19 protein-coding genes are annotated in these 21,124 nt (G+C 57.0%); 10 read left to right on the top strand and 9 right to left on the bottom strand.

The window, feature by feature from the left end; genetic code table 11:
- Positions 1 to 7: 7 nt before the first annotated feature.
- Complete coding sequence (locus tag PhaeoP97_RS17785) at positions 8 to 1,381, top strand: polysaccharide biosynthesis/export family protein (protein ID WP_192849722.1); 1,374 nt, start codon at positions 8 to 10, stop codon at positions 1,379 to 1,381.
- 26 nt (positions 1,382 to 1,407) lie between these two features.
- On the top strand, positions 1,408 to 1,665 hold the full coding sequence (locus PhaeoP97_RS17780; RefSeq protein WP_072506605.1) for a hypothetical protein: 258 nt from the start codon (positions 1,408 to 1,410) through the stop codon (positions 1,663 to 1,665).
- Positions 1,666 to 1,669: 4 nt separating this feature from the next.
- On the opposite strand, the gene PhaeoP97_RS17775 is transcribed toward PhaeoP97_RS17780, so the two are convergent.
- A complete protein-coding gene (locus tag PhaeoP97_RS17775) occupies positions 1,670 to 3,124 on the bottom strand; it encodes a UdgX family uracil-DNA binding protein (protein WP_072506604.1) in 1,455 nt (484 codons plus the stop codon).
- On the bottom strand, positions 3,124 to 4,359 hold the full coding sequence (locus tag PhaeoP97_RS17770; RefSeq protein WP_072506603.1) for a putative DNA modification/repair radical SAM protein: 1,236 nt from the start codon (positions 4,357 to 4,359) through the stop codon (positions 3,124 to 3,126). The genes PhaeoP97_RS17775 and PhaeoP97_RS17770 overlap by 1 nt, the downstream gene beginning before the upstream one ends.
- 187 nt (positions 4,360 to 4,546) lie before the next feature.
- On the opposite strand from PhaeoP97_RS17770, the gene PhaeoP97_RS17765 reads away from it, so the two are divergent.
- Positions 4,547 to 5,926 carry an NAD-dependent succinate-semialdehyde dehydrogenase gene (locus tag PhaeoP97_RS17765; RefSeq protein WP_072506602.1) on the top strand — a complete coding sequence of 460 codons (1,380 nt, stop codon included), beginning with the start codon at positions 4,547 to 4,549 and terminating at the stop codon, positions 5,924 to 5,926.
- A 155-nt stretch (positions 5,927 to 6,081) separates the two neighbouring features.
- Here PhaeoP97_RS17765 and PhaeoP97_RS17760 read toward each other — a convergent pair whose 3' ends face one another.
- On the bottom strand, positions 6,082 to 7,416 hold the full coding sequence (locus PhaeoP97_RS17760; RefSeq protein WP_072506601.1) for an MATE family efflux transporter: 1,335 nt from the start codon (positions 7,414 to 7,416) through the stop codon (positions 6,082 to 6,084).
- Between the two features lie 206 nt (positions 7,417 to 7,622).
- Here PhaeoP97_RS17760 and PhaeoP97_RS17755 point away from each other — a divergent pair, with 206 nt between their 5' ends.
- The 5 genes from PhaeoP97_RS17755 (at position 7,623) to PhaeoP97_RS17735 (ending at position 11,666) form a co-directional block, all read left to right on the top strand.
- A complete protein-coding gene (locus PhaeoP97_RS17755) occupies positions 7,623 to 8,636 on the top strand; it encodes a ligase-associated DNA damage response exonuclease (RefSeq protein WP_072506600.1) in 1,014 nt (337 codons plus the stop codon).
- Positions 8,636 to 10,192, top strand: a complete 1,557-nt coding sequence (locus PhaeoP97_RS17750; protein WP_072506599.1) for a cisplatin damage response ATP-dependent DNA ligase — start codon at positions 8,636 to 8,638, stop codon at positions 10,190 to 10,192. Before PhaeoP97_RS17755 ends, PhaeoP97_RS17750 begins: the two co-directional genes overlap by 1 nt.
- A gap of 80 nt (positions 10,193 to 10,272) precedes the next feature.
- Positions 10,273 to 10,995: a tryptophan-rich sensory protein gene (locus PhaeoP97_RS17745; protein WP_072506598.1), complete on the top strand. Its 723-nt coding sequence runs from the start codon at positions 10,273 to 10,275 to the stop codon at positions 10,993 to 10,995.
- A 43-nt stretch (positions 10,996 to 11,038) separates the two neighbouring features.
- Positions 11,039 to 11,314 carry a ribbon-helix-helix domain-containing protein gene (locus tag PhaeoP97_RS17740; RefSeq protein ID WP_072506597.1) on the top strand — a complete coding sequence of 92 codons (276 nt, stop codon included), beginning with the start codon at positions 11,039 to 11,041 and terminating at the stop codon, positions 11,312 to 11,314.
- Positions 11,298 to 11,666 carry a type II toxin-antitoxin system RelE/ParE family toxin gene (locus PhaeoP97_RS17735; RefSeq protein WP_072506596.1) on the top strand — a complete coding sequence of 123 codons (369 nt, stop codon included), beginning with the start codon at positions 11,298 to 11,300 and terminating at the stop codon, positions 11,664 to 11,666. The genes PhaeoP97_RS17740 and PhaeoP97_RS17735 overlap by 17 nt, the downstream gene beginning before the upstream one ends.
- Here the strand turns inward: PhaeoP97_RS17735 and PhaeoP97_RS17730 are convergent, their stop codons facing one another.
- The 4 genes from PhaeoP97_RS17730 to xylF form a co-directional block, all read right to left on the bottom strand.
- Positions 11,667 to 12,095, bottom strand: a complete 429-nt coding sequence (locus PhaeoP97_RS17730; RefSeq protein WP_072506595.1) for a MerR family transcriptional regulator — start codon at positions 12,093 to 12,095, stop codon at positions 11,667 to 11,669.
- A gap of 123 nt (positions 12,096 to 12,218) precedes the next feature.
- The gene (locus PhaeoP97_RS17725; RefSeq protein ID WP_072506594.1) at positions 12,219 to 13,001 is read right to left on the bottom strand and encodes an ATP-binding cassette domain-containing protein; all 783 of its coding nucleotides are present in this window, start codon (positions 12,999 to 13,001) and stop codon (positions 12,219 to 12,221) included.
- Entirely contained in the window at positions 12,998 to 14,299 is a 1,302-nt protein-coding gene (locus PhaeoP97_RS17720) for a sugar ABC transporter permease (RefSeq protein WP_072506593.1), read from the bottom strand. Before PhaeoP97_RS17720 ends, PhaeoP97_RS17725 begins: the two co-directional genes overlap by 4 nt.
- Before the next feature lie 112 nt (positions 14,300 to 14,411).
- Complete coding sequence (gene xylF / locus PhaeoP97_RS17715; protein ID WP_072506592.1) at positions 14,412 to 15,437, bottom strand: D-xylose ABC transporter substrate-binding protein; 1,026 nt, start codon at positions 15,435 to 15,437, stop codon at positions 14,412 to 14,414.
- Between the two features lie 187 nt (positions 15,438 to 15,624).
- Between xylF and PhaeoP97_RS17710 the strand changes: the two genes are divergently transcribed.
- Both PhaeoP97_RS17710 and PhaeoP97_RS17705 read left to right on the top strand, forming a co-directional pair.
- Positions 15,625 to 16,839 carry an ROK family protein gene (locus PhaeoP97_RS17710; RefSeq protein ID WP_072506591.1) on the top strand — a complete coding sequence of 405 codons (1,215 nt, stop codon included), beginning with the start codon at positions 15,625 to 15,627 and terminating at the stop codon, positions 16,837 to 16,839.
- A complete protein-coding gene (locus PhaeoP97_RS17705; RefSeq protein WP_072506590.1) occupies positions 16,829 to 18,385 on the top strand; it encodes a CRTAC1 family protein in 1,557 nt (518 codons plus the stop codon). The genes PhaeoP97_RS17710 and PhaeoP97_RS17705 overlap by 11 nt, the downstream gene beginning before the upstream one ends.
- Before the next feature lie 16 nt (positions 18,386 to 18,401).
- On the opposite strand, the gene PhaeoP97_RS17700 is transcribed toward PhaeoP97_RS17705, so the two are convergent.
- Together PhaeoP97_RS17700 and PhaeoP97_RS17695 are read right to left on the bottom strand one after the other, a co-directional pair.
- The gene (locus PhaeoP97_RS17700) at positions 18,402 to 19,739 is read right to left on the bottom strand and encodes a cytochrome-c peroxidase (protein WP_237029040.1); all 1,338 of its coding nucleotides are present in this window, start codon (positions 19,737 to 19,739) and stop codon (positions 18,402 to 18,404) included.
- Positions 19,732 to 20,802 (bottom strand): aldose epimerase family protein, encoded by a 1,071-nt coding sequence (locus PhaeoP97_RS17695; RefSeq protein ID WP_072506718.1) that lies wholly within the window; start codon positions 20,800 to 20,802, stop codon positions 19,732 to 19,734. Before PhaeoP97_RS17695 ends, PhaeoP97_RS17700 begins: the two co-directional genes overlap by 8 nt.
- Between the last annotated feature and the right edge of the window lie 322 nt (positions 20,803 to 21,124).

Here is a 21,124-nt window from a genome sequence, read left to right as displayed (position 1 = left end):
AAAGACCTTGCGCCTGATTTCCATAATCTGCTGCGCCACGCTTACGCTGGCAGGATGCTCGACCGTCTATCGCAGCTCTGATGTCATCCCCGGCGCGGGTGATGGCACGCAGGTCCGGGTTATACCGCTAACCGGTGAGACGGTAATCCAAGCAAATCGCGCGCCGTATGCACCGCAGTCGCTGCCCGATGCCTATGCGCGTTCTGCCGGAACTGGAGCCGGTATATCTGTTCGCGGCTCCGGCCGTCTGCCCGACGCACCGTCAACGCAGGTCGGTGTCCGCAACCAACAGCTGGTACTGAAACGCCCGCCTGAGGCACCCGCCATGCCGTATAGCATCGGAGTTGGGGATGTCGTGATGTTGGCGACCCCGTCTACCCGCAACACGCTGGAGGAACTGTCAGGTCTGCTGGCTGCCCAAAACAGCCGCAATGGGTATACCGTGCAGGATGATGGGGCCGTGAATATTCCCGATGTCGGACGTGTGCGCATTGCCGGCTTGACTATCGAAGATGCGGAAGAGCTGTTGTTTCAGAAGTTGGTAGAGGCACAGTTCGATCCCACCTTCAGCCTGGAAATCGCAGAATTCAACTCACGCCGCGTGTCTGTTGGCGGTGCTGTCGGCAAGCCTGGCGTCTTGCCTATCACGCTGACCCCGCTGTACCTGAGCGAGGCCTTGGCCGCCGCAGGCAGCGTGTCGGTCTCTGATACCGACGTCAGCTCGGTACGGATTTTTCGGAACGGCACGCTTTACCAGATCCCCTTGAAAGATTTCTACGCCAGCCCCGATCTTCAGAACACCCGTCTGGTATCGGGAGATGCGGTGTTTGTGGACACGGATTTCAACCTCAACCGAGCCGAAAGGTTCTTTGAGCAGCAGATTCGGCTGAAGCAGACCACATTAGCGGCACGGGCACAGGAGTTAAGCGAACTGAACACCGCGATTTCCCTGCGCCGAAACGATAATGCCGAGCAGCGCAGCACCTTCGAAGCGCGCGAGACGCTCGGCGCCAATGATCGCGATTTTGTCTATCTCGCCGGCGAGGTCGACATCCAAACCCGCTACCCACTGCCCTACGAACGTCAGGCCTCTCTTGCCGATGCGTTGTATGATGCAGGTGGCGGAATTGCGCGGGAAACCGGTGATGTTTCTCAGGTCTACGTGTTGCGCGCCTCCAGCGACCCGCGCGAATTCGGCGCCGTCACCGCGTGGCATTTGAATGCAAGCAGTGCCGCCAATCTGACTCTTGCAACCAAGTTTCAACTGCGCCCTGATGACGTTGTTTTTGTTGCCGAAAACCCAGTGACCAAATGGGGCCGCACGCTGCGCCAGATCACACCATCGCTGATCACCACACCAGTTGCAGCAGCGGTCAATTAATCAGATTGAACAGAAAGGGATATTCCATGCGCCGCATCATCGTCGCCATGCTTGCCTTAGGTCTCGCTGTACAGACAGGTTATGCCCAGACCACGCAGCGACAAGACAACCAGTTTGACTGTGACGACGACAGCAACGCAGAAGAGGAGGATTGTCTCCTGCTTATAGAACCCGTCGCAGGTCAGTTCGCGCCAATGATTGCGCCTGCAATCGGTTTGTTCGGGTTGGCACTGATCGCGGGGATCGGCTCGTCTGGATCGACAAGCACAACCAGCACCGACTAGCTTACTACACCGTCGCCTTTTGTTGGTCGGAAACGGACTTTGCCAACCAGCCGTCCACAAGTCGCAAATCTGCGCGCAGGTTCTCGATTGCACGGGCCCGCAGTGTTGGGTCAGGCAGCCGCAATATATAAGATGGGTGTAGCGTAATCAGCACTGGTTGCCCGTCGGCGCGATATTCGATACTGCCTCGTCGCCGCAGGATATCCTCGCCTGACCCAAGCAACGCCTCGGTAGCAGTTACTCCAAGTGCCAGGATCAGTTTTGGCTGGACCTGTTCCAGCTCAGCTCGCAGCCACACCTGACAATGAGCAATCTCCGCCCCATTAGGACGCTGATGCAGTCGTCGACGTCCCTTTGCAGTGAATTTGAAATGCTTCACGGCATTGGTCACATAGGCGGTTGTCCTTGACAGGCCGACCTCAGCCGCAAGCTGGTCAAACAGCTGTCCCGCAGGCCCAACAAATGGACGCCCGATAAGATCCTCCTGATCTCCCGGCTGCTCACCCACAATCATCAGATCTGCACTTGGGGGGCCTTCGCCTGGTACTGCCTGTGTCGCATTTTCGTGCAAAGGGCAGCGCGTACACGCATTAATCGCGTTTGGCAGGTCTCCTACAGTGCCCTGCCACCACGGATTGGCTGCAGGCAACTGCGCCTGTACCCGTGCCGCGCGGAGCGGTGGCAGCGTTGGTGCCGCCTCAGCCATAGCGCGGGCCCGCGCAGGCGCTGAGGCGACCAAATCGGGAATGACAGCCGCCTCAGGCATATTCTTCCAGTATTTCTTAGGCATCTCCGACTGCATCGCCTGTACGTTCAGACGCGCCGGATTGAAAATATTACGGAAATACGTGACCCAAAGCTGCTCGTTGGCGTCGTCGGGCAGGTTAGGTTTCGGGCGCCCCGGCTCAAACCGTAAGTCACCGCTTTCAAAGATCGCGCACACATCAGATGTAAGAATGCGCCAATCCATATCGGCAAAGCGGCGGACAAAAAAAGTGGCTGTAGGCTCTACGGTGTGGTGCGTAGGTTCGAACCAGGCCGCAAAGGACCGGCGCGCTGCCTCGGGATCCCCCAGCTCACGAAAGCGAACAAAGGCTTTCATTTTGTGTTTGCAGCGCAAAACCGCCTTTTCCATACGCCGCAGATGCGCCAATTCACTGTCGCCGCGGTCGCTCATCAGGCCGCGCTCGCGCCTCATGCGCCAGAGCAACGCATATAGCCGCGCAAAGCGGCTGGGATCGCTGTGCCAAACGACATGATCCGCCAACGCGACAAAGCTTCGTGGTACCTTGAACTCGCCTATTGGTGGCGCTGTAGCCTCCTGTCCAAAAAGGTCAGGCACGACCGCACCCTCTCCCCATAGGATCTCTTCGGGCGGGATTGCATTTGACAGGAACCCACGTGCCGCCTTGCGCCAGGCGATCGCCGCTCCGATGGATGAAATTTCCGCACGGTACATTAGAATAATGCCAGCTGCTCCGGCGGCGGCGCAAACCGTGCACGCAGATTGGCGCTATCGGTCAGCGTGCCGGGTGTCCAACCGCCCGCCACCACAAATGCCCGCGCCTTTTTCATCGAAGCCCCCATCTGGATCAGGTCCTCGTAGCGCAGCATTCGGTGCCGTCGGGTGGTCAGGATCCGGGTTACGGTCTTTACCCCGAACCCCGGCACCCGCAGCAACATTTCCCGGCTCGCTCTGTTCACATCGAACGGAAACATCTCACGGTGCGCCAAGGCCCAAGCCAACTTCGGATCGATATCCAGGTCCAGATTGCCATCTGGCGTGACCGATGTGATCTCATCCAGTTGGAAATCATAAAACCGCAACAACCAATCTGCCTGATACAGCCGGTGTTCTCTCTGCAGCGGGGGCGAAATCAGAGGCAGTTTGGCAGAGCTGTCCGGTATCGGAGAAAACGCAGAATAATAGACCCGCTTTAGTTTGTAACTGGAATAGAGCCGGGTGGACTGGCCCAGAACCTGAGCATCGTTTGACCCGTCCGCCCCCACAATCATCTGAGTCGACTGACCCGCCGGCGCAAAACGCGGCGGGCGTTTGCCCGTATGGCTTTTATCGTTTGCCGCCTCTTTGCGCAGACGAACATCACCCATCGCCTTGCGGATCTGGCTTGGATCCTTCTCCGGCGCATGTTCACGCACGGCTGCATCGCTTGGCATCTCGACGTTGATAGACAGCCGATCCGCCAGCAGGCCTGCCTCAGCGATCAATTCAGGCGTGGCATCCGGGATCGTTTTGAGGTGAATGTAACCGCGAAAATTCTCTTCCTGCCGCAACTTGCGCGCGATCAGCACCATATCCGACATGGTGGCATCCGGCGAGCGGATGATACCAGAGGAGAGAAACAGCCCTTCGATATAGTTGCGCCGGTAGAATTCGATGGTCAACTTCACCACCTCATCCACGGAAAATCGTGCACGTGGTACGTTCGACGACACTCGGTTTACACAATAAGTGCAGTCATAGATACAGAAATTCGTCATCAGAATCTTCAGCAGACTGATGCAGCGACCATCGGGCGCATAGGCGTGGCAGATACCCGTACCTTCGTTTGATCCAAGCCCCTTACCATCGCGAGAGTCACGTTTTATCGACCCTGACGATGCGCAGGACGCGTCGTATTTAGCGGCATCGCTTAATATGGCGAGCTTCTGATCCAGTGTTTGCTTTGTCATTTGTTCACTATATGTTCCCGCGATCAGCAACGCAATCCTTGGTCGTGCGCAGGTTGCACAATTAGGGCGGCAAAATCAGACGACCTCACGTCTTCGCGATTTTCGGGAACTCTGCCAGCCACCTCACGTTGTGCCCATGAGATTAGGCAAAGGCATCCTCCTCTGCCGCCAAATGGAAAGGCCAATCATGTCTGATACCGTCACCACAGTGAACCCAACCACAGGTGAAACTCTGAACAGCTACCCAATTCTGAGCAACGACGCTGTAGAAGATGCTGTACAAAGCTGCCACAAGGCCTTTCTGGTCTGGCGCCAGACCCCGGTAGAAGAGCGGTCCGAGATTATCAAATCAATCGGAACAGCCCTGCGCGAGCGAAAGGAAGAGCTTGCGGAACTGATGACCGATGAAATGGGCAAGCTCTTGACCCAAAGCCATCAGGAAATCGACCTGTGCGCCGCAATCTGCGACTACAGTGCCGGGGAAGCGCCAAAGGCATTTGCCCCTGAGGAGCGTAATATCGAAGGCGGCAAGACGGGGCATATCTACTACTCGCCCTTGGGTATTGTCTACGGCATTCAACCATGGAACTTTCCGGCCTATCAGGTTGTGCGCTTTTCTATCGCCAGCCTAATCGCGGGCAACGGGGTGCTGCTGAAACATGCCTCCAACGTGACAGGCTCCGGCCAGCTGCTACAAGAAATCTACGAATCCGCAGATCTGCCCAAGGGGCTGTTTCAGGCTCTGGTAATCTCGCATGATCAATCAGACAATCTGATCGGCCACGATCTTGTACGCGGCGTAACGTTGACCGGCAGTGACGGCGCTGGCCGCAAGGTCGGTGCCAAGGCTGCCGAAGCGGTCAAGAAAACCGTTTTGGAGCTGGGCTCGAACGATGCATACATCGTCTTAGAGGACGCCGATATCGAGGCCGCCGTTCAAACCTGCGTCAGCGGGCGGACCTACAATAACGGTGAAACCTGCATTGCAGCCAAACGCTTTGTTGTAGTCGATGCGATCTACGATACGTTCCGCGATGCCTTCGTAAAGGCGATGAGAAATCTGAAACCCGGCGACCCTACAGGAGATGAGGCTGACATTGGACCCATGGCCCGAGAAGATCTGCGCGAAGAGTTACATCAGCAGGTAGAAGACAGCGTCGGGGCTGGTGCCAAAATTCTCTGCGGTGGCGAAATACCCATCGGCGACGGCTTCTTCTACCCCGCCACTGTCCTGGACAACGTTACCCCCGGCCAGCCCGCCTACGATGACGAGCTGTTCGGTCCAGTCGCCGCGCTGATCCGTGCCAAGGATGCCGATGATGCGATGCGTATCGCCAATGACAGCCGTTTTGGCCTCGGCGGTGGCATTATGACAACAGATACTGACAAGGCAATCGCGCTGGCGCGCGACCATTTCGACACTGGCATGGTCTTTATCAACGGTTTTGGCTTGGCGATCCCCAACATGCCCTTCGGTGGTGTCAAGGATTCTGGCTATGGGCGTGAGCATGGTGGATTTGGCATGAAAGAGTTCGTGAACGTGAAATCGATCATGGTGATGAGCTAGCAGGTGATTGGCCGTCCACTCTCGTGGGCGGCCAATTCGTTTCGGGCCGATCCAGATACTCAGATGAGACATTGGCTGGCGGGCAGAGCAGGCCCCTGAATACCTCAATCTTCGACATACGTGCTGTCCAACCGCCACGTCCCGACGAGCGCGTATCATTCCCCGACCAACCCAGTTTTGCGGCCCGCGAAATAGGCACCGGGCAGGGCAGCAAAATTGGCCGCAATAGCAGCCCCAAGGATGCCCGGATAGCCAAACATCCAAACCCCCAGCCAGGCCAATGGGACGTAGACGACAAAGATCCGCGCCAGGCTCAACCCCATGGACCAGACCGCCTTCGAACGTGCATTCATAGCAGCATTCGCAGTCACTAGGACGCCGTAGCCTAGAAAGCTCCAACTGACGATGCGCAGATACTGTGCTGCCCTGTCAGCAGCGGCAACATCAGAGGCGATGAACCCAGAAATCTGTGGTGCAAATATGGTCAATACTACCGCTGCAGCAAGACCGTAGCACAAGCAGAATTGCCAGGATCGCAACACCGCAATACGGGCGCGTCCGTTTTGATCCGCTCCCCAATTCTGCCCCACCACTGGCCCTATTCCAGCTGACAAAGCCAACAGAGGCACCAGAGCAACCGATTGCACACGCTGCGCGGCACCAAGCCCGGCCACGACGGTGTCTCCCAATGTGGCCGCAGCCGCGGTCACCATCGCCATGCCGGCCGGGTTGATCGCGTTGGAAAATGCCGCAGGCAAGCCAACACGGATCACCTCGCAGACGGAGCTGCCGATCCCATCAAGTAATATCTTGGGCCGGCTGATCGCTCCGACGCGCAACGCGTAGATGAACGCTACCACAAGAGTGAAGATACGTGCCAATGCAGTCGCCAGCGCAGCCCCGGCAGTCGACATCTCAGGTATCGGACCAAGCCCGTATATAAGAATGGGATCCAGGGCGATATTGAGAAGCGCAGCGATTAGCATAATTACGGCTGCGGTTGCACCGTCACCATGCGCGCGAAACACCGCATTCAGCAGGGCCATACCAACCAAAAAGGGAAAGGAAAGCGCCCAGAACGGCGCATAGGATTGTGCCTCCTTCAGAACATCATCCTTGGCGCCCATCAGCGAAAACAATGCCCCTGCGCCGAGGTGAAACATCAGCGCGACCAACAACGCGATCACTACTCCAAGCAAGATTGCATGTACAGCCAGACGGTTTGTTTCTGCTTCGCTGTCACCGCGACCGACGCTCTGGGAAATCGCCGCATTGGCCCCGGCCGAAAGCCCGATTGACAGCGATGTCACCGCGGTTGTTACGGGATAAATGAACCCCACAGCTGCAAGAGGCGCCTCTCCCAATTGACCAAGGAAATACGCATCCGCTAACCCGACGCTCAGCACCCCCAAAATGCCAAGCGACATAGGGGCCGATACAGTTGCAAGTGCACGCCAGACTGGTCCCTGCGTCAAATCAATCCGCGCCACAGGCAATCTCCTTATTTTCGGTGGTCGGCGCTTTCGCTGTGTTGTTCGCACCCCAGAGGTGGAAACGTTCAGAGACGTTCAAAGGTTCCTATTTTCAGGAAATGCCGCGACATCGGTTTGCTTCCCCCTTCGCCCCCTTGTCCAAACCCCTGCGCGCCTTAATTTCTTTGCGACATACCTACGAATGCTGTGAAGGAGCACACCCCGTGTCAGCGCCCCGCCTGCCAGAAGAGTTGCTGCATCCGCAGCCCGCAGGGCTGTACTGTCCGGCGGGCGATTTCTACATAGATCCGGTGCGCCCGGTAGCACGCGCGATGATCACACACGGGCACGCAGATCACGCCAGAGCAGGTCATGGCACCGTCTGGGCCAGCCCACAAACTCTGGACATCATGGCGATCCGCTACGGCGAGTCATTCTGCGACACCCGCATCCCGGTGCAAGACAGCACCATGGTTTCTGGCATAAAGACCTGCTTCACACCCGCTGGCCACGTGCTGGGCTCGTGCCAAATCACGGTGGATGATGGCGATACAGCCATCACAGTATCTGGTGACTATGCCCGCGTCGACAATCCGGCCTGCGCGCCGTTCCAGCTTGCCCCCTGTGACGTCTTTGTGACCGAAGCAACCTTTGGCCTGCCCGTCTTCAACCACCCCTCGCCCCGCGCTGAGATCAACAAACTCCTGCGCTCCGTCGCCGCCCAGCCAGAGCGGTGTCATCTCGTTGGAGCTTATGCCCTGGGCAAAGCACAACGGGTGATCGCCTTGCTCAGACAAGCAGGATGGGATCAGCCAATCTATATCCATGGGGCTTTGCAACGACTATGCGACTACCACATCGAACAGGGGGTTGATCTTGGCGACTTGCGCCCCGCCACCACCAAGGACGGCAAAGCCGCCTTTAAGGGGCAGATCATTCTTGGCCCGCCGTCAGCCTTTGCCGCGACTTGGGCGCAGCGGTTTCCCGAACCCGTGATCTGCTTCGCAAGCGGCTGGATGCAGGTTCGTGCCCGCGCCCGCCAGCGCGGAGTTGAACTGCCGCTGATCCTGAGCGACCATGTGGATTGGTCGGACCTAACCAGGACCATCCAAGAGTTGGCGCCAACACAGGTCTGGGTCACCCATGGCCGCGAGGATGCATTAGTTCGTTGGTGTGAGTTGAACCAGATTGCCGCCCGCCCCCTACGATTGGTTGGCTATGAAGAGGAGGCCGATTGATGCAGGCTTTCGCTGATCTACTCGAACAACTTGCTTTTACCCCATCTAGAAATGGCAAAATCGCGCATCTGGTAAGCGCTTTTCGAACCACCCCCGACCCGGAACGTGGATATGCGCTTGCAGCGCTGACCGGGGGCCTCGTCCTGCGCAATGTGACACCGTCGTTGCTGAGCGGGCTGGTGGCCGAAGAAACCGACCCCGAACTGTTCCGCCTGTCCTATGATTTCGTCGGCGACCTCGCGGAAACCGTTGCTCTCATATGGCCGCATTCTAGCCTGTCCGCGACTATTAAGCTGAGCGAAGCTGTTGATGAACTAGCAACCACCGCAAAGACACAGCTTCCCGCACTTATCGCACAGCGGCTCACCCAAATGACGCCATCACAGCGCTACGCCTATCTTAAGCTTGCCACAGGCGGTTTGCGGATTGGCGTGTCAGCTAAACTTGCGCGCGGCGCCCTGGCGCAATTCGGCAGCGTCGATGTCACCGAGATTGAGGAGCTATGGCACGGACTGACGGCGCCCTATCTTCCCTTATTTGGCTGGCTCGAAGGTGGCGACAAACCTGTCAATCTTGCAGCTGCCCCATTCCGCCCGGTCATGTTATCAACAGCCACCGATCTTGACGGTCTGGCCAGCCTGGCACCTGCTGACTTTATCGCTGAATGGAAATGGGACGGTATTCGCGTGCAGGCCGTGAATGACAACGGTACTCGACGGCTCTACTCCCGCACCGGTGAAGATATCTCAGCCTCCTTTCCCGATGTGATCGATGCGTTGAATTTCGACGGTACGCTTGACGGAGAGTTGCTGGTCAAACGTCGCGATGATGTTGCTCCCTTCGGAGACCTGCAAAAACGCCTGGGCCGCAAGAAAGTCGGTAAAGCCATGTTGGCAAGCCATCCAGCCGCGCTGCGGGTCTATGATCTTCTGATTTGGAATGGCGAGGACATGCGCAGCCGGTCACTCTGCGACCGCCAAACCGCCCTGCACGATTGCATCACAGCACTGAATGAACCGCGCATTGACCTGTCCCACCAGCTGCGCTTCGACACATGGGAAGATCTGGCACAACTGCGCGCCAATCCGCCGGATAGTGTGATCGAAGGTATCATGATAAAGCGTCGCGCAAGCGCCTATATCGCTGGACGTAAACGAGGGCACTGGTTCAAATGGAAACGCGACCCGATGCTGGTAGACGCGGTTTTGCTGTATGCACAGCGCGGGCACGGCAAGCGTTCGGGCTACTATTCTGATTTCACCTTCGGTGTGTGGGACGGCGATAAACTGGTCCCAGTGGGCAAGGCCTATTTCGGGTTCACGGATGCAGAGCTGAGAAAACTGGATCGTTTTGTACGCAACAACACCACAGATCGGTTTGGCCCGGTGCGCGCTGTCAAACCCGAGCTGGTGCTCGAAGTTGCTTTTGAAGGCCTGAATAAATCCAGCCGCCACAAAAGTGGATTGGCCATGCGATTTCCACGGATCAATCGCATAAGAACCGATAAACCAGCGTTAGAAGCGGGATCGCTGGAGGAGTTGGAAAACTTCCTTTAACACTTTGATATGAAAATCAAATACCAGAATTTTGTACTACCAGCACATCTTGCATTCAATGAAAGCACGTCGTGATACCCATGAAGAAACCACTACTGGCCTACCTTACTCTAGCGCTTGCCGTTGCGTTCGCCGCAGCGCCGCTGATCACGCAACCATTTACGGGTTATACGGCTGATCAACTGCCTTACCCGCAGCAAAATCCTGTAATCCAACCCATCGGGGCCACGTTTTCGATCTGGGGCGTGATCTATCTATGGCTGATTGTCGGGTCTGGGTTCGGTGCGATCAAGGCCCCAGAAAGACCAGTTTGGCACGCAATGCGCAAACCGCTTTCAATCAGCCTAGCATTGGGGGTCTTCTGGCTATGGGCCGCGAACACATCGCCAATCCTTGCCACCGTGATGATCATTGCCATGGCTGTGACCGCAATCTCAGCAACGCACCGCGCCGACGGGCATTTGCGGATCTGGAAGCGCGGGCCGGTTGGCCTGTATGCCGGCTGGCTAACTGCGGCCTCAGCTGTTTCGGTCAGCGTCGTGGCACCCGGCTACGGTCTGGTCAATGCACAGCTGGCCGGAATCCTCTGCCTTATTGCAGCGCTGGCGGTGGCCTTGATGGTCCAATCACGCAGCCCGACAGCCTGGACCTATACCATCGCCATTTGCTGGGCACTGGGTGGGATCATCATCAACCAATGGGGCAGCGGCAACTGGGTTATCCTGGCACTCGCAGGGTTTGGCTGGATCCTGCTTGCGCTGCGCGGCGCGTTTGGCGCCGGATTGATAAATACTACTCAGTAGCATATACTTCATATTGAACGTAACAACCTGACAAGGTCCAACTATGAGCGTCAAAGCCTCGATTTCCTTGACCGATGCACAGGATGATTTTGCCCGCACGCTGGTAGCCGAAGGCCGGTATGCAAGCCTCAGTGCTGTACTCCAACAAGGATTGGAATTATTGCGCGAAGAGACTGATGCACGCGCAGCTGACACGGCCGCCCTGCGCGCATTGATCGCGGATCGACGTGCAGGTGATTTTGTCAGCGCCGCTGAGGGCCCAAATCGGACAGCCGATCTATTGGCCAAAAAACGAGCGGAACATGATCTACCAAGTTGATCGTGCTGAAGCGATCGATGGTGATCTGGAGGCGATATTCGATTTTCTATTCGATGCGGCACTCCGTTTTGGCGAGGATAGAGAGACTGCGTTTTACCGCGCCGCTGCACGCCTAAACGAAATTGACACTGCAATGGAGGCGCTTGGCAAAGCGCCTCACCAGGGTTCCCTACGCGCCGACATCGCCACCGGTCTTCGCAGTGTCACCAAAGGTCGGGCAATTTTCTACTTTGATCTAGACGATGCGGCGCAACGCCTGCGTGTACTGGCTGTATTCTTTGGCGGGCAGGATCATCAGCGAAGAATGCTGTTACGCGCGCTCAAGCCTGATCAAGATTTGACAACCCCCTGATCATGCGCCAATTTCCTGATGATTGGTCAGACACTCCGAATGATCGCGCAGCACCTCCAGTACCCGGCATTCAGCAACTGTGCCGCCTGCACAATCAGCAACCATCCGTTGCAATTCGGTTTGCAACGCTTCAAGCCGGACGATCCGATCCGCGACGTCCTTAAGCTGACGCTGCGCGATAGAATCCGCATGTGAGCAAGACTGACCCGGATGATCTGTCAGATCCAGAAGCTCGCGGATAGCCTCCAGTCCAAACCCAAGCTGCCTTGCATGCCGAATAAACGACAGTCTGTCCAATTCGCTCTCATCATAGCGGCGCTGCCCGCCAGCCGTGCGCCCAACCTCTGGCATCAGGCCAATCTGCTCATAGTAGCGGATGGTCTGTACCTTGGTACCAGTCCGTTTTCCCAATGTCCCAATCGTCAGCATCTACAATCTCTCCAAAATCTACATCTTATGTAGGTTTTAGTGTTGATCAGGACAACCAATCTGGAACAGGAAAGGGGCCGCCAACGACAGCCCCTTGCAGAAATGTTTCGTCTGCTTGTCGGTTCAGGCTGCCGCTTCGCCCGGGCGTTTGCCGAGGATAATCATGCTCAACAAATCATCATCGGTCACATCTTCAATCTCGACGGTACCGACCAGCTGGCCATTCTTCATGACAGAGGCCCGGTCGCACAGCTCCATCACCGCATTCACATCATGGTCGATCAAAAAGATGCCAATCCCCTGCGCTTTTAGCTGTTGGATTAGCTCTGCAACCATTTGCGTCTCATGCGGTCCCAGTGCTGCAGTCGGCTCGTCCATAATCAAGATCTTGGCGTTGAAATAGACCGCCCGTGCGATGGCTACCGATTGACGCTGCCCGCCTGACAAAGCAGACACTGGCTCTGAGAACTTCTGAAAGTTAGGGTTCAGACGGTTCATGATCTTGCGGCATTCGGCCTCCATCGCGGAGTCGTCTACAAGACCGAACGGTGTCACCAGCTCACGGCCCAGAAACAAGTTTGATGCCGCATCCAGATTGTCTGCCAACGCCAAGGTCTGATAGATGGTTTCGATGTTGTGGCTTCGCGCATCCCGCGGATTGGTAATCTCGACCTTGTCGCCATTGACCCGGATTTCACCAACGTCCATCTGGTAGGCGCCGGACAGAACCTTGATTAAGGTGGATTTTCCAGCGCCATTATGGCCGAGCAGCCCGACGACTTCACCCGGGTATAGGTCGACGCTGACATGGTCCACAGCCTTGATGCCGCCAAAGGAGATCGAGATATCCTTCATTTCGACAAGCGGGGTAGCGCCCGAGGCGCGCAGCTCTTTTGCAGTGTTCATATCCGGGCCCCCACACGTTTGCGATACAAAATGTCGATCCAGACAGCAGCCACCAGCACAGTGCCGACGACTATGTTCTGAAACGGCGCATCAACGCCAACCATAGCCATACCTGATTGCAAACTCTGCATGATCAGTGCGCCAAGGATAGCGCCATAAATGGTACCAAATCCGCCTGACAGTGCGGTGCCTCCGATCACGGCTGCCGCAATCACGCGCAGCTCGTCCAATGTCCCGATGTCGTTTGAATGGTTGGCCAATCGCGCCGAAGCTACAACTGCCGACAACGCACAAAGGAAACCCATCAGGGCAAAGATCTTCACTGTGAGGAGGCGTGTGTTGATGCCCGATAGCTCTGCCGCATCAGGGTTTCCACCAGTTGCAAAAATATAGCGCCCAAACCGGGTGCGGCGCGCGACAATGGTCATTACAACGGCAGTCGCAATAAGGATCAACACTGAAATCGGAAGGCCGTAGCCGACGACCAGACCCTCAGTCATCGTCTCACCCTGTGCTTCCAACATCCGTGCCAAACGGCGGGCAGGGATCTGGTAGGCGTTCAACACCGCCACAAAGCCAAGGATCGCGGTCGCAATAGTACCGGCAATCACAGCTTCGGCCCAGGCGGGTTTCACCGGAAAGCCATGCCCCTGCTTTGCACGGCGACTGCTCCACAAGGCGGCTAACGCCAATATGGTTGCGACGATACCTACCCCCCAGCTGAGCGTGGTGCCCAACGTTCCTGAGGTGCCGCCAAAAACAAGAAACGTACTGTCGAGCGGGCCAATCGTCTGCCCGTCCGTCAGATACCATGCAACGTTGCGCCAAACGAGAAACCCACCAAGGGTCACGATAAAGGCCGGAATGGTCAGGAAACCAACCATCCAACCCTGAAAGGCGCCAATCAGCGTGCCGACCGTCAGACCAACCGCCATGGTTATGATCCAGGTTGCCGGGTGATTGAGACCAAGCCCCAGCATATCCGGCAGTACATCAGTCTGCACCACGGCCATCACTGCAGAACAGGTTGCTAACAACGCCCCGACGCTCAGATCAATATGGCGCGTCACGATGACAAACACCATGCCCGTGGCCATGATCGCCACCGAAACCGTCTGGATGGTCAGGTTAAAGATATTGCGCGGCGTTAGGAAACGACCATCCGTCAGGATGTTGAATCCAACGCACAAAATGACAAAGGCACCGATCATTCCCAATAGGCGGACGTCCAGTTCCAATTGCTGGAAGAGGCCACGCTTGCTGTATTTGGGGATCGGCTGAGACGTGGTTTCGGTCATATCCGAACTCCAGTGATCAGCGGTATTGAAGGGGACGCGCGCCCGGCCCCATTTGGACCTTTCACGGGCGCGCGCTGGTTTAAAACAAAGCGAGTGGCAGGTTAGCCGTTGCTTAGTTGCATGGCGCCGGACCGTTGGTCACGCCTTGGCACAGTGATTCTTGGGTGATCCAACCTGCGTCAACGACTACCGACAGATTGCCAGCCGTGACCGGGATCGGCTCTAGGAAGCGGGCCGTAAGTTCGGTACCCGCGGGTGAGGTCCATGCGGCACCACCAGCAACGTCGCCCATTGAGGCGCCTTCGGCCATCTCGACCGCGATTTCAGCCGCAGCCTTGCCCAGATCGCGGGCATCTTTCCAGACCGACACTGTCTGTGTGCCCTTGGCAACGCGATTGAGCGCTGCGTGATCACCATCCTGACCCGAGACTGCGATGCCTTCCATACCCTGCGCGGTCAGCGCAGCAACAACACCACCGGCAGTGCCGTCATTGGAGGCAACAACGGCATCAACCTTGTTGTCGCTCGCTGTCAGGATCTGCTCCATATTGCGCTGTGCGTTGGCCGGCAGCCAGCCATCAGTATAGGCCTCGCCAACGATCTTGATGTCTCCGCTGTCGATTGCAGACTGAATGATCTCTTGCTGACCACCGCGCAGGAAATCAGCATTGGGATCGGTTGGCGAACCCTTGATCATCACATAGTTGCCACTCGGCTGCGCCTCAAGCACCGCGCGCGCCTGCATCCGGCCCACCTCGACGTTGTCAAAGGTCAGATAAAACGCGCGACCGTCTTCGATCAGGCGGTCATATGCGACAACCGGAATGCCTTCGTCAGCTGCGGCCTGAACCGCCGGACCAATAGCCTGGGCGTCCTGCGCCAGAACAATCAGCGCATCAACTCCCTGTGCGATCAGGCTTTCGATGTCCGACAATTGCTTAGCCGACGATGATTGAGCGTCAGCAGAAACATAAGTTGCCCCCTTGGCTTCCAGCGCAGCCTTGATAGCAGCCTCGTCAGTTTTCCAGCGTTCTTCCTGAAAATTCGACCAGCTCACGCCAACGGTCACATCCTCGGCAAAGGCCATGCCAGCTGTCGCGGCAAAGGCGATCGCGGAGATTCCACTCAGAAACTTCATTGTTATTCCTCCCTCGGATCGTTGCGGACTGCTGCAACACTTACGTGCCTCCGTGCCGCATGTCCGTCCTGCTATCTCTAACATTATTTTTTTTGAAACTCAAATTAAATAATGTATCATGCGGATGGATATCTTGTCGGCGGGACGCGCCACGCGATAACTGGCCTGACAACATGGAGGAAATTTAGTGGCAAAATCGGCTAGGCTTTCACATTCGGACGAGTTGCGCGAAAGCAGTCGCTTGCAAGTTTTCGACACCATTCGTGCCGCGGGCCAGATCGCCCGAATCGACATCGCCCGAATCACTCGCATCAGCCCTGCGACAGTCACCGCCATCACCGCCGAGCTTTTGTCGGCTGGCTTGATTGAGGAAGTCAGCCCCGATCTCGCCCGCGACGCCAAACGTGGACGCCCTCGTGTCGCGCTTAGGGTTCGCGGCAGCGCACACCGCATTGCTGGGCTGAAGCTGTCCCATCATGCGATTACAACACTGATCACCGATTTTGAGGGCACCGAACTGGTCAGCCACGAGATGCCCCTACGTGGCGGACAAATGTCGCCAGATGCTCTATGTGAAAAAATCGTTGCGGCCTTGGATCAGAGCTGCGCCAAAGGTGGCTTCGCCCGTGATCAGATCTCTGGCGTCGGCATTGGAATGGCAGGTGTGATGGATGCGGAACGCAACTTCATCTACTGGTCGTCGTCCCTCAATGTGCGCAACATTGATCTTGGCAGCCATCTTAGTCGCTCTCTGACCATGCCGGTCTTTATCGACAATGATGCCAATCTGGTCGCTAAGGCCGAGCATCTTTTTGGCGAAGGCGACACCCGCAGTAACTTCGTCGTGGTTACGGTCGAGCATGGTGTGGGGATGGGCATTGTAATCGACAATCAGATCTATCGCGGCGCGCGCGGCTGCGGTGCAGAGTTTGGCCATATCAAGGTGCAGCTTGAAGGCGCGCTGTGCCAATGCGGACAACGCGGCTGCCTAGAGGCCTATGTCGGCGACTACGCGCTATTGCGCGAAGCCAATATCACCAGCGGCGTCGAACGTCACAAGGATCTTGCCTCGCTATATGCGGCAGTGGCCGATGGGGACACGATGGCACAATCCATCCTCGACCGCGCCGGGCGCATGTTTGCGATGGGGCTGGCGAACATCGTCAATATCTTTGATCCCCAGATGATTGTTCTGGCAGGGGCGCAATTGGCCTTTGGCTATCTGTCCTCCGACAAAGTGGTGGAGGAAATGCGCCGCTGGGTGGTTCAGGTGGATGGCCCCCTACCCGAGGTCCGCGTGCATGGCTGGGGCAACCAGATGTGGGCCAAAGGCGCGGCCGCTTATGCAATCGAAGAAGTATCTGCGCTGACCATCCGCGAGGTGGCCAGCCATGTCAGCTAGAGCTTTGCTCATTATTGCGACTATTGTCACCCTCCCTCAAATCGCCCTGGCGAGTGATCCCCAGCAACCCCTATTTGAGCAACGCCCTATCCCCAAACACGTCTACGACGGTGGATGGGAGCATTTCGTCGGGGGCGGCCTTGCCTCATTGGACTGCAACGGCGACAGGCTGCCCGATCTGATCGCTGCAGGTGGCAGCAATCCGGTGCAACTGATGGTCAACCGTACCGCAGGCCCTGGCGCGCCGCTGACATTTCGCGCCGAGACACCCGAAACGCTGGCGCAGATGGGTGTAACCGGTGCCTACCCACTGGATATCGATGGTGATGGCCTGCTGGACCTGGCCCTATTGCGTGTCGGCCCGGATCAGCTGCTGCGCGGGGTTGGCGATTGCCAATTCGAACCTTTTGATACTCTTGACTTTGTCAGCGGCAATCACTGGACCACCGCCTTTTCTGCCACTTGGGAAGCAGGGCAAAGCCTGCCAACCCTCGCGTTTGGCACCTACGTTGATCGAAGCAAGCCCGATGGCCCGTTTGAGGCCTGCGACGCAACGCTGCTCTACCGACCAGACGGCAACCGGTACGCGCCGCCCACCCGGCTGCAACCCGGCTACTGTGCACTGTCCATGTTATTTACCAATTGGCAACGCGCCACAGAGGGACCAGCGCGTGGTCGTGCGGATTTGCGCATCAGCAATGACAGGCACTACTATGTACGCAACGGACAAGAACAGATGTGGCAGATGACCACCCCCCCAGCACTATACCAGCCAGAAGACGGCTGGGCATCTTATCACCTCTGGGGAATGGGCATTGCCTCGCGTGACATCAACGGTGACGGGTTCCCAGACGTCTATCTCACGTCGATGGGCGATCAAAAATTTCAGCTGTTTGACCCAAGCCCCGGCGGTCCGGCCTACCGCGATGTCACCTATGACTACGGCACCACCGCGCATCGGCCGACAACCGGTGGCGATGGCAGGCCCTCAACCGGATGGCATGCGGATTTTGGTGATGTGAACAACGATGGTCGCGATGATATCTTTGTGGCCAAGGGCAATGTCGAACAGATGCCAGACGCCGCGATGCGTGATCCGAATACGTTGTTGATTCAGGACGTCGAGGGGCGGTTTTCTGACATGGGGGCGACAGCAGGCATCGCCAGCATGGCGCGCTCGCGCGGGGCCGTCTTACGCGATCTCAATCTGGATGGCCGTCTTGATCTGGCCGTTTCAAATCGCCGTGCACCGTTGGAATTGCTTGAAAACACAACTCCATCGAACGGGGCCTGGCTCACCCTCGCCTTGCGCGCCCCTGCGCCAAACACCCAAGCCATTGGTGCCTTTGTTGAGCTGGACGATGGCACTCGGACACAGACTCGCGAGATCACCGTTGGTGGCGGCCATGCCGGTGGATCCGCTGGGGATTTGCACTTTGGTTTGGGTCAGGCACACACGCTCCGACTGCGGATCATCTGGCCCGACGGCGTGACAACCAACTGGCAGACCATCTCCGCCAACCAGCACATCGCGCTTTCACGCTAGCCCCTGCGCCGCAAGATCAATGCTCCACCGGTAATCCCGAGGGTACCGTTTCCGGCACCCCTAGCCGCCCCGCTGCGGCAGCGCTGTCAGTGAGCACCCCAAGAAAGGCCACAAGATCAGCCAGATCCCTCTCGTTCAATACAACAGGTGCCAGATCATTCGCGGCAGCAATGCGATCACGCTCGACCTGATCATCCATCACCACCCAGTCATACGCACCTGCAAGCGTTGGCAGAACGATCTGACTGCGATCATAGGCGTCTAACCCAGTAACAGGGTCGAGATGATGACGCACCACGGCCTCTAGCGTAGCATAGGCACCGCTATGACCATAGGGGGCCGTCAAGGCCACATTGCGCAGCGATGGCGTACGAAAGCGATAGGCATCAGCAGGATCCCCAGTCACCCGCAAGCGCCCGTCATCACGGGCATGTGTCTCAAAACGCGCGGCCTTTCCCGGCCCAAGCTGTGGCATCGCGATGGCGTAAAACGCGTTGTCTGTCTGCAACCAGCCGGAATGACATGCGCTGCAACCAGCTACGCCATAAAACAACGCCTGCCCACGCGCCGCCGCAACCGGCAGATCCCCATGCCCCATCATGGCGCGATCAAAGGGGCTATCATCTGCCCGCCATTCGAAGCGGATAAAAGCCGCAAGCATATTGCCGATATCGGTAAAACGGATCGGTTCATTTGTCCCGATCACCTCGTCAAAGCGTTGCCGATACGCGGCAACCTCAGCGACCCGTGCGGCGATAAGATCCCAAGCCCCGCCCGGATGGCTTAGCTGTCCGAGCCGTACGGCGCGCGAAATGTCATTCTCTCCGTAGTGACCAGCCATCTCATCAGCCGACAACACCGGAAACATTGCCTGCGCCGAGAGCGCGGAATCAAATCCGGCAACCATATCGCCCTCTAGCGGGGTGCGAATGCCTGCCTCATAGGCGGGATCGGCCTCCAACCGGCCGTCATGGAACATGACGTTCATTCCCTCGGCCCCCAAATTCCACAGGCTTGGCGCATTTCGCGGTATACGTTGTTCAGGCACGTTGTCAGGATTCACCCGTCGACCCGCCCCCAGAATAGCCGCACCTTCCCCCAGTGACAGCGACACCCCATCGCCCGTCCCAAATCGTGGATGATGACAGCTGGCACAGCTGATATTGCGATTGCCTGACAGGATCGGGTCATAGAACAACAACTGCCCCAACTCCGCCGCCACCGGATCAACCGGGGCAAACTCCGGTCGCGGCCCCAGGTCTGGAATTTGACTGCTGCCATCAGCCACGACTGCGCCACTGACGCAAATCAACACACCGCTAAACACCCCGATCATGGCCAAACGCTCAATCATTCTGCACATCCTCACCTTGGGTGAACGTCAATGTCAGGCTCTGGCGATAAGGCGCATCCGGGTGGACCATAACGCTAGGAAAACCAGGCTGATTGACGGCATCAGGAAACCCCTGAGGTTCGATGCAGACTGCTGAAAATGGCCGCAAACGCTGCTGTTCCTGCGCAGCCAACGTGCTATCCAAATGACGGGCGGTGTAGATCTGCGCCCCAGGCTGGTCAGAGCAGACCCGCAGACCCATCCCGTTCGGAGCAACCAAACGGGCGACTTCGCGCTGCTGATCCGCACCTGTACTGACAGCGGCTTTTGGAAAGATCACATGAGTATCCGTACCCTGGCGCATGGGATCCAGCCGACCAAAGCTTCGACCCGTGGAGTAATCAAACCTGCTACCCACAACTGACGCCATCTCACCTGTGGGTGTCCCATCCTGGCGCAGTCTCAGATAATGTTCAGCCTCGCAATAAAGTCGATGCCCCCAGATATCCCCATTGACGCCCAGCGTGTAATAATTGTGCTGAGCAAGGTTGATCGGAGTGGCCTGATCAACAGTGGCCGACATGTCATAGGTGACACCGCTCTCTGACAGCTTGATTTGCATCATAATCTCGGCCCGACCAGGATACCCATTTTCACCAGCCACGGACACATACCGCAGCTCAACGGTATCCTCATTTGCCTGCTGAATATCCCAAAATACGCGCCCCAAACCTGCTGTACCACCATGCAATTGGTTGGTTCCCTCATTCGCATCTAGGCTAATTCGCTGATCCAGTACATGAAAGCTTGCTCCACCAACCCGGTTGGCCAACCTGCCAACGATTGCGCCCAGATAGAAAGGATCGCCAAGGTATGCCGCCGCATCACGATACCCCAGCACCATGGGTTGCCAATGATCTTCGCTTCGTAAATCCAATCGCGCAGTGATTGCACCAAAGTTTAGAACTCGCATCCGCAAGTGGTCATTTTGCAAGTCCAGCCAACGCAGTTGCTGGGCTGCATCTTTAGGTAAATGAGAATGTTGTAGCAGCGTTGTGGGTGGGGTTGGACATGGCGGTGACATTGTGGGGAATCCTTCTGTCACAAAATCCCGGGTGTCTTGCAGATTATTTATTTCATCATTCAAATTAATATGCTGACCGGAAACTGTCAATTCCCGATCAAACGATCCTGTTTTTCGACGCAGGAACTACCAAACCCATGAATGGGTGGAGCCATGCAGGGAACCAGCTGTCCAACGCCAATCTTGCCATGACACATACAAAACGCATCGAAAAGAATGATCGAAATTTGCTTCTACTTTCCAACAAAGCCCTAGCAATACTCTGATTAAGACAAATTCTTGCCACGAATTTAAATCAAATCTTAGGAAAAGCGGAAGAGGT

The organism is Phaeobacter porticola (assembly GCF_001888185.1).
Taxonomy (GTDB): Bacteria; Pseudomonadota; Alphaproteobacteria; order Rhodobacterales; family Rhodobacteraceae; genus Phaeobacter; species Phaeobacter porticola.
Note: the sequence above shows the minus strand (reverse complement) of the source record. Positions and strands in the feature narration are given on the sequence as shown.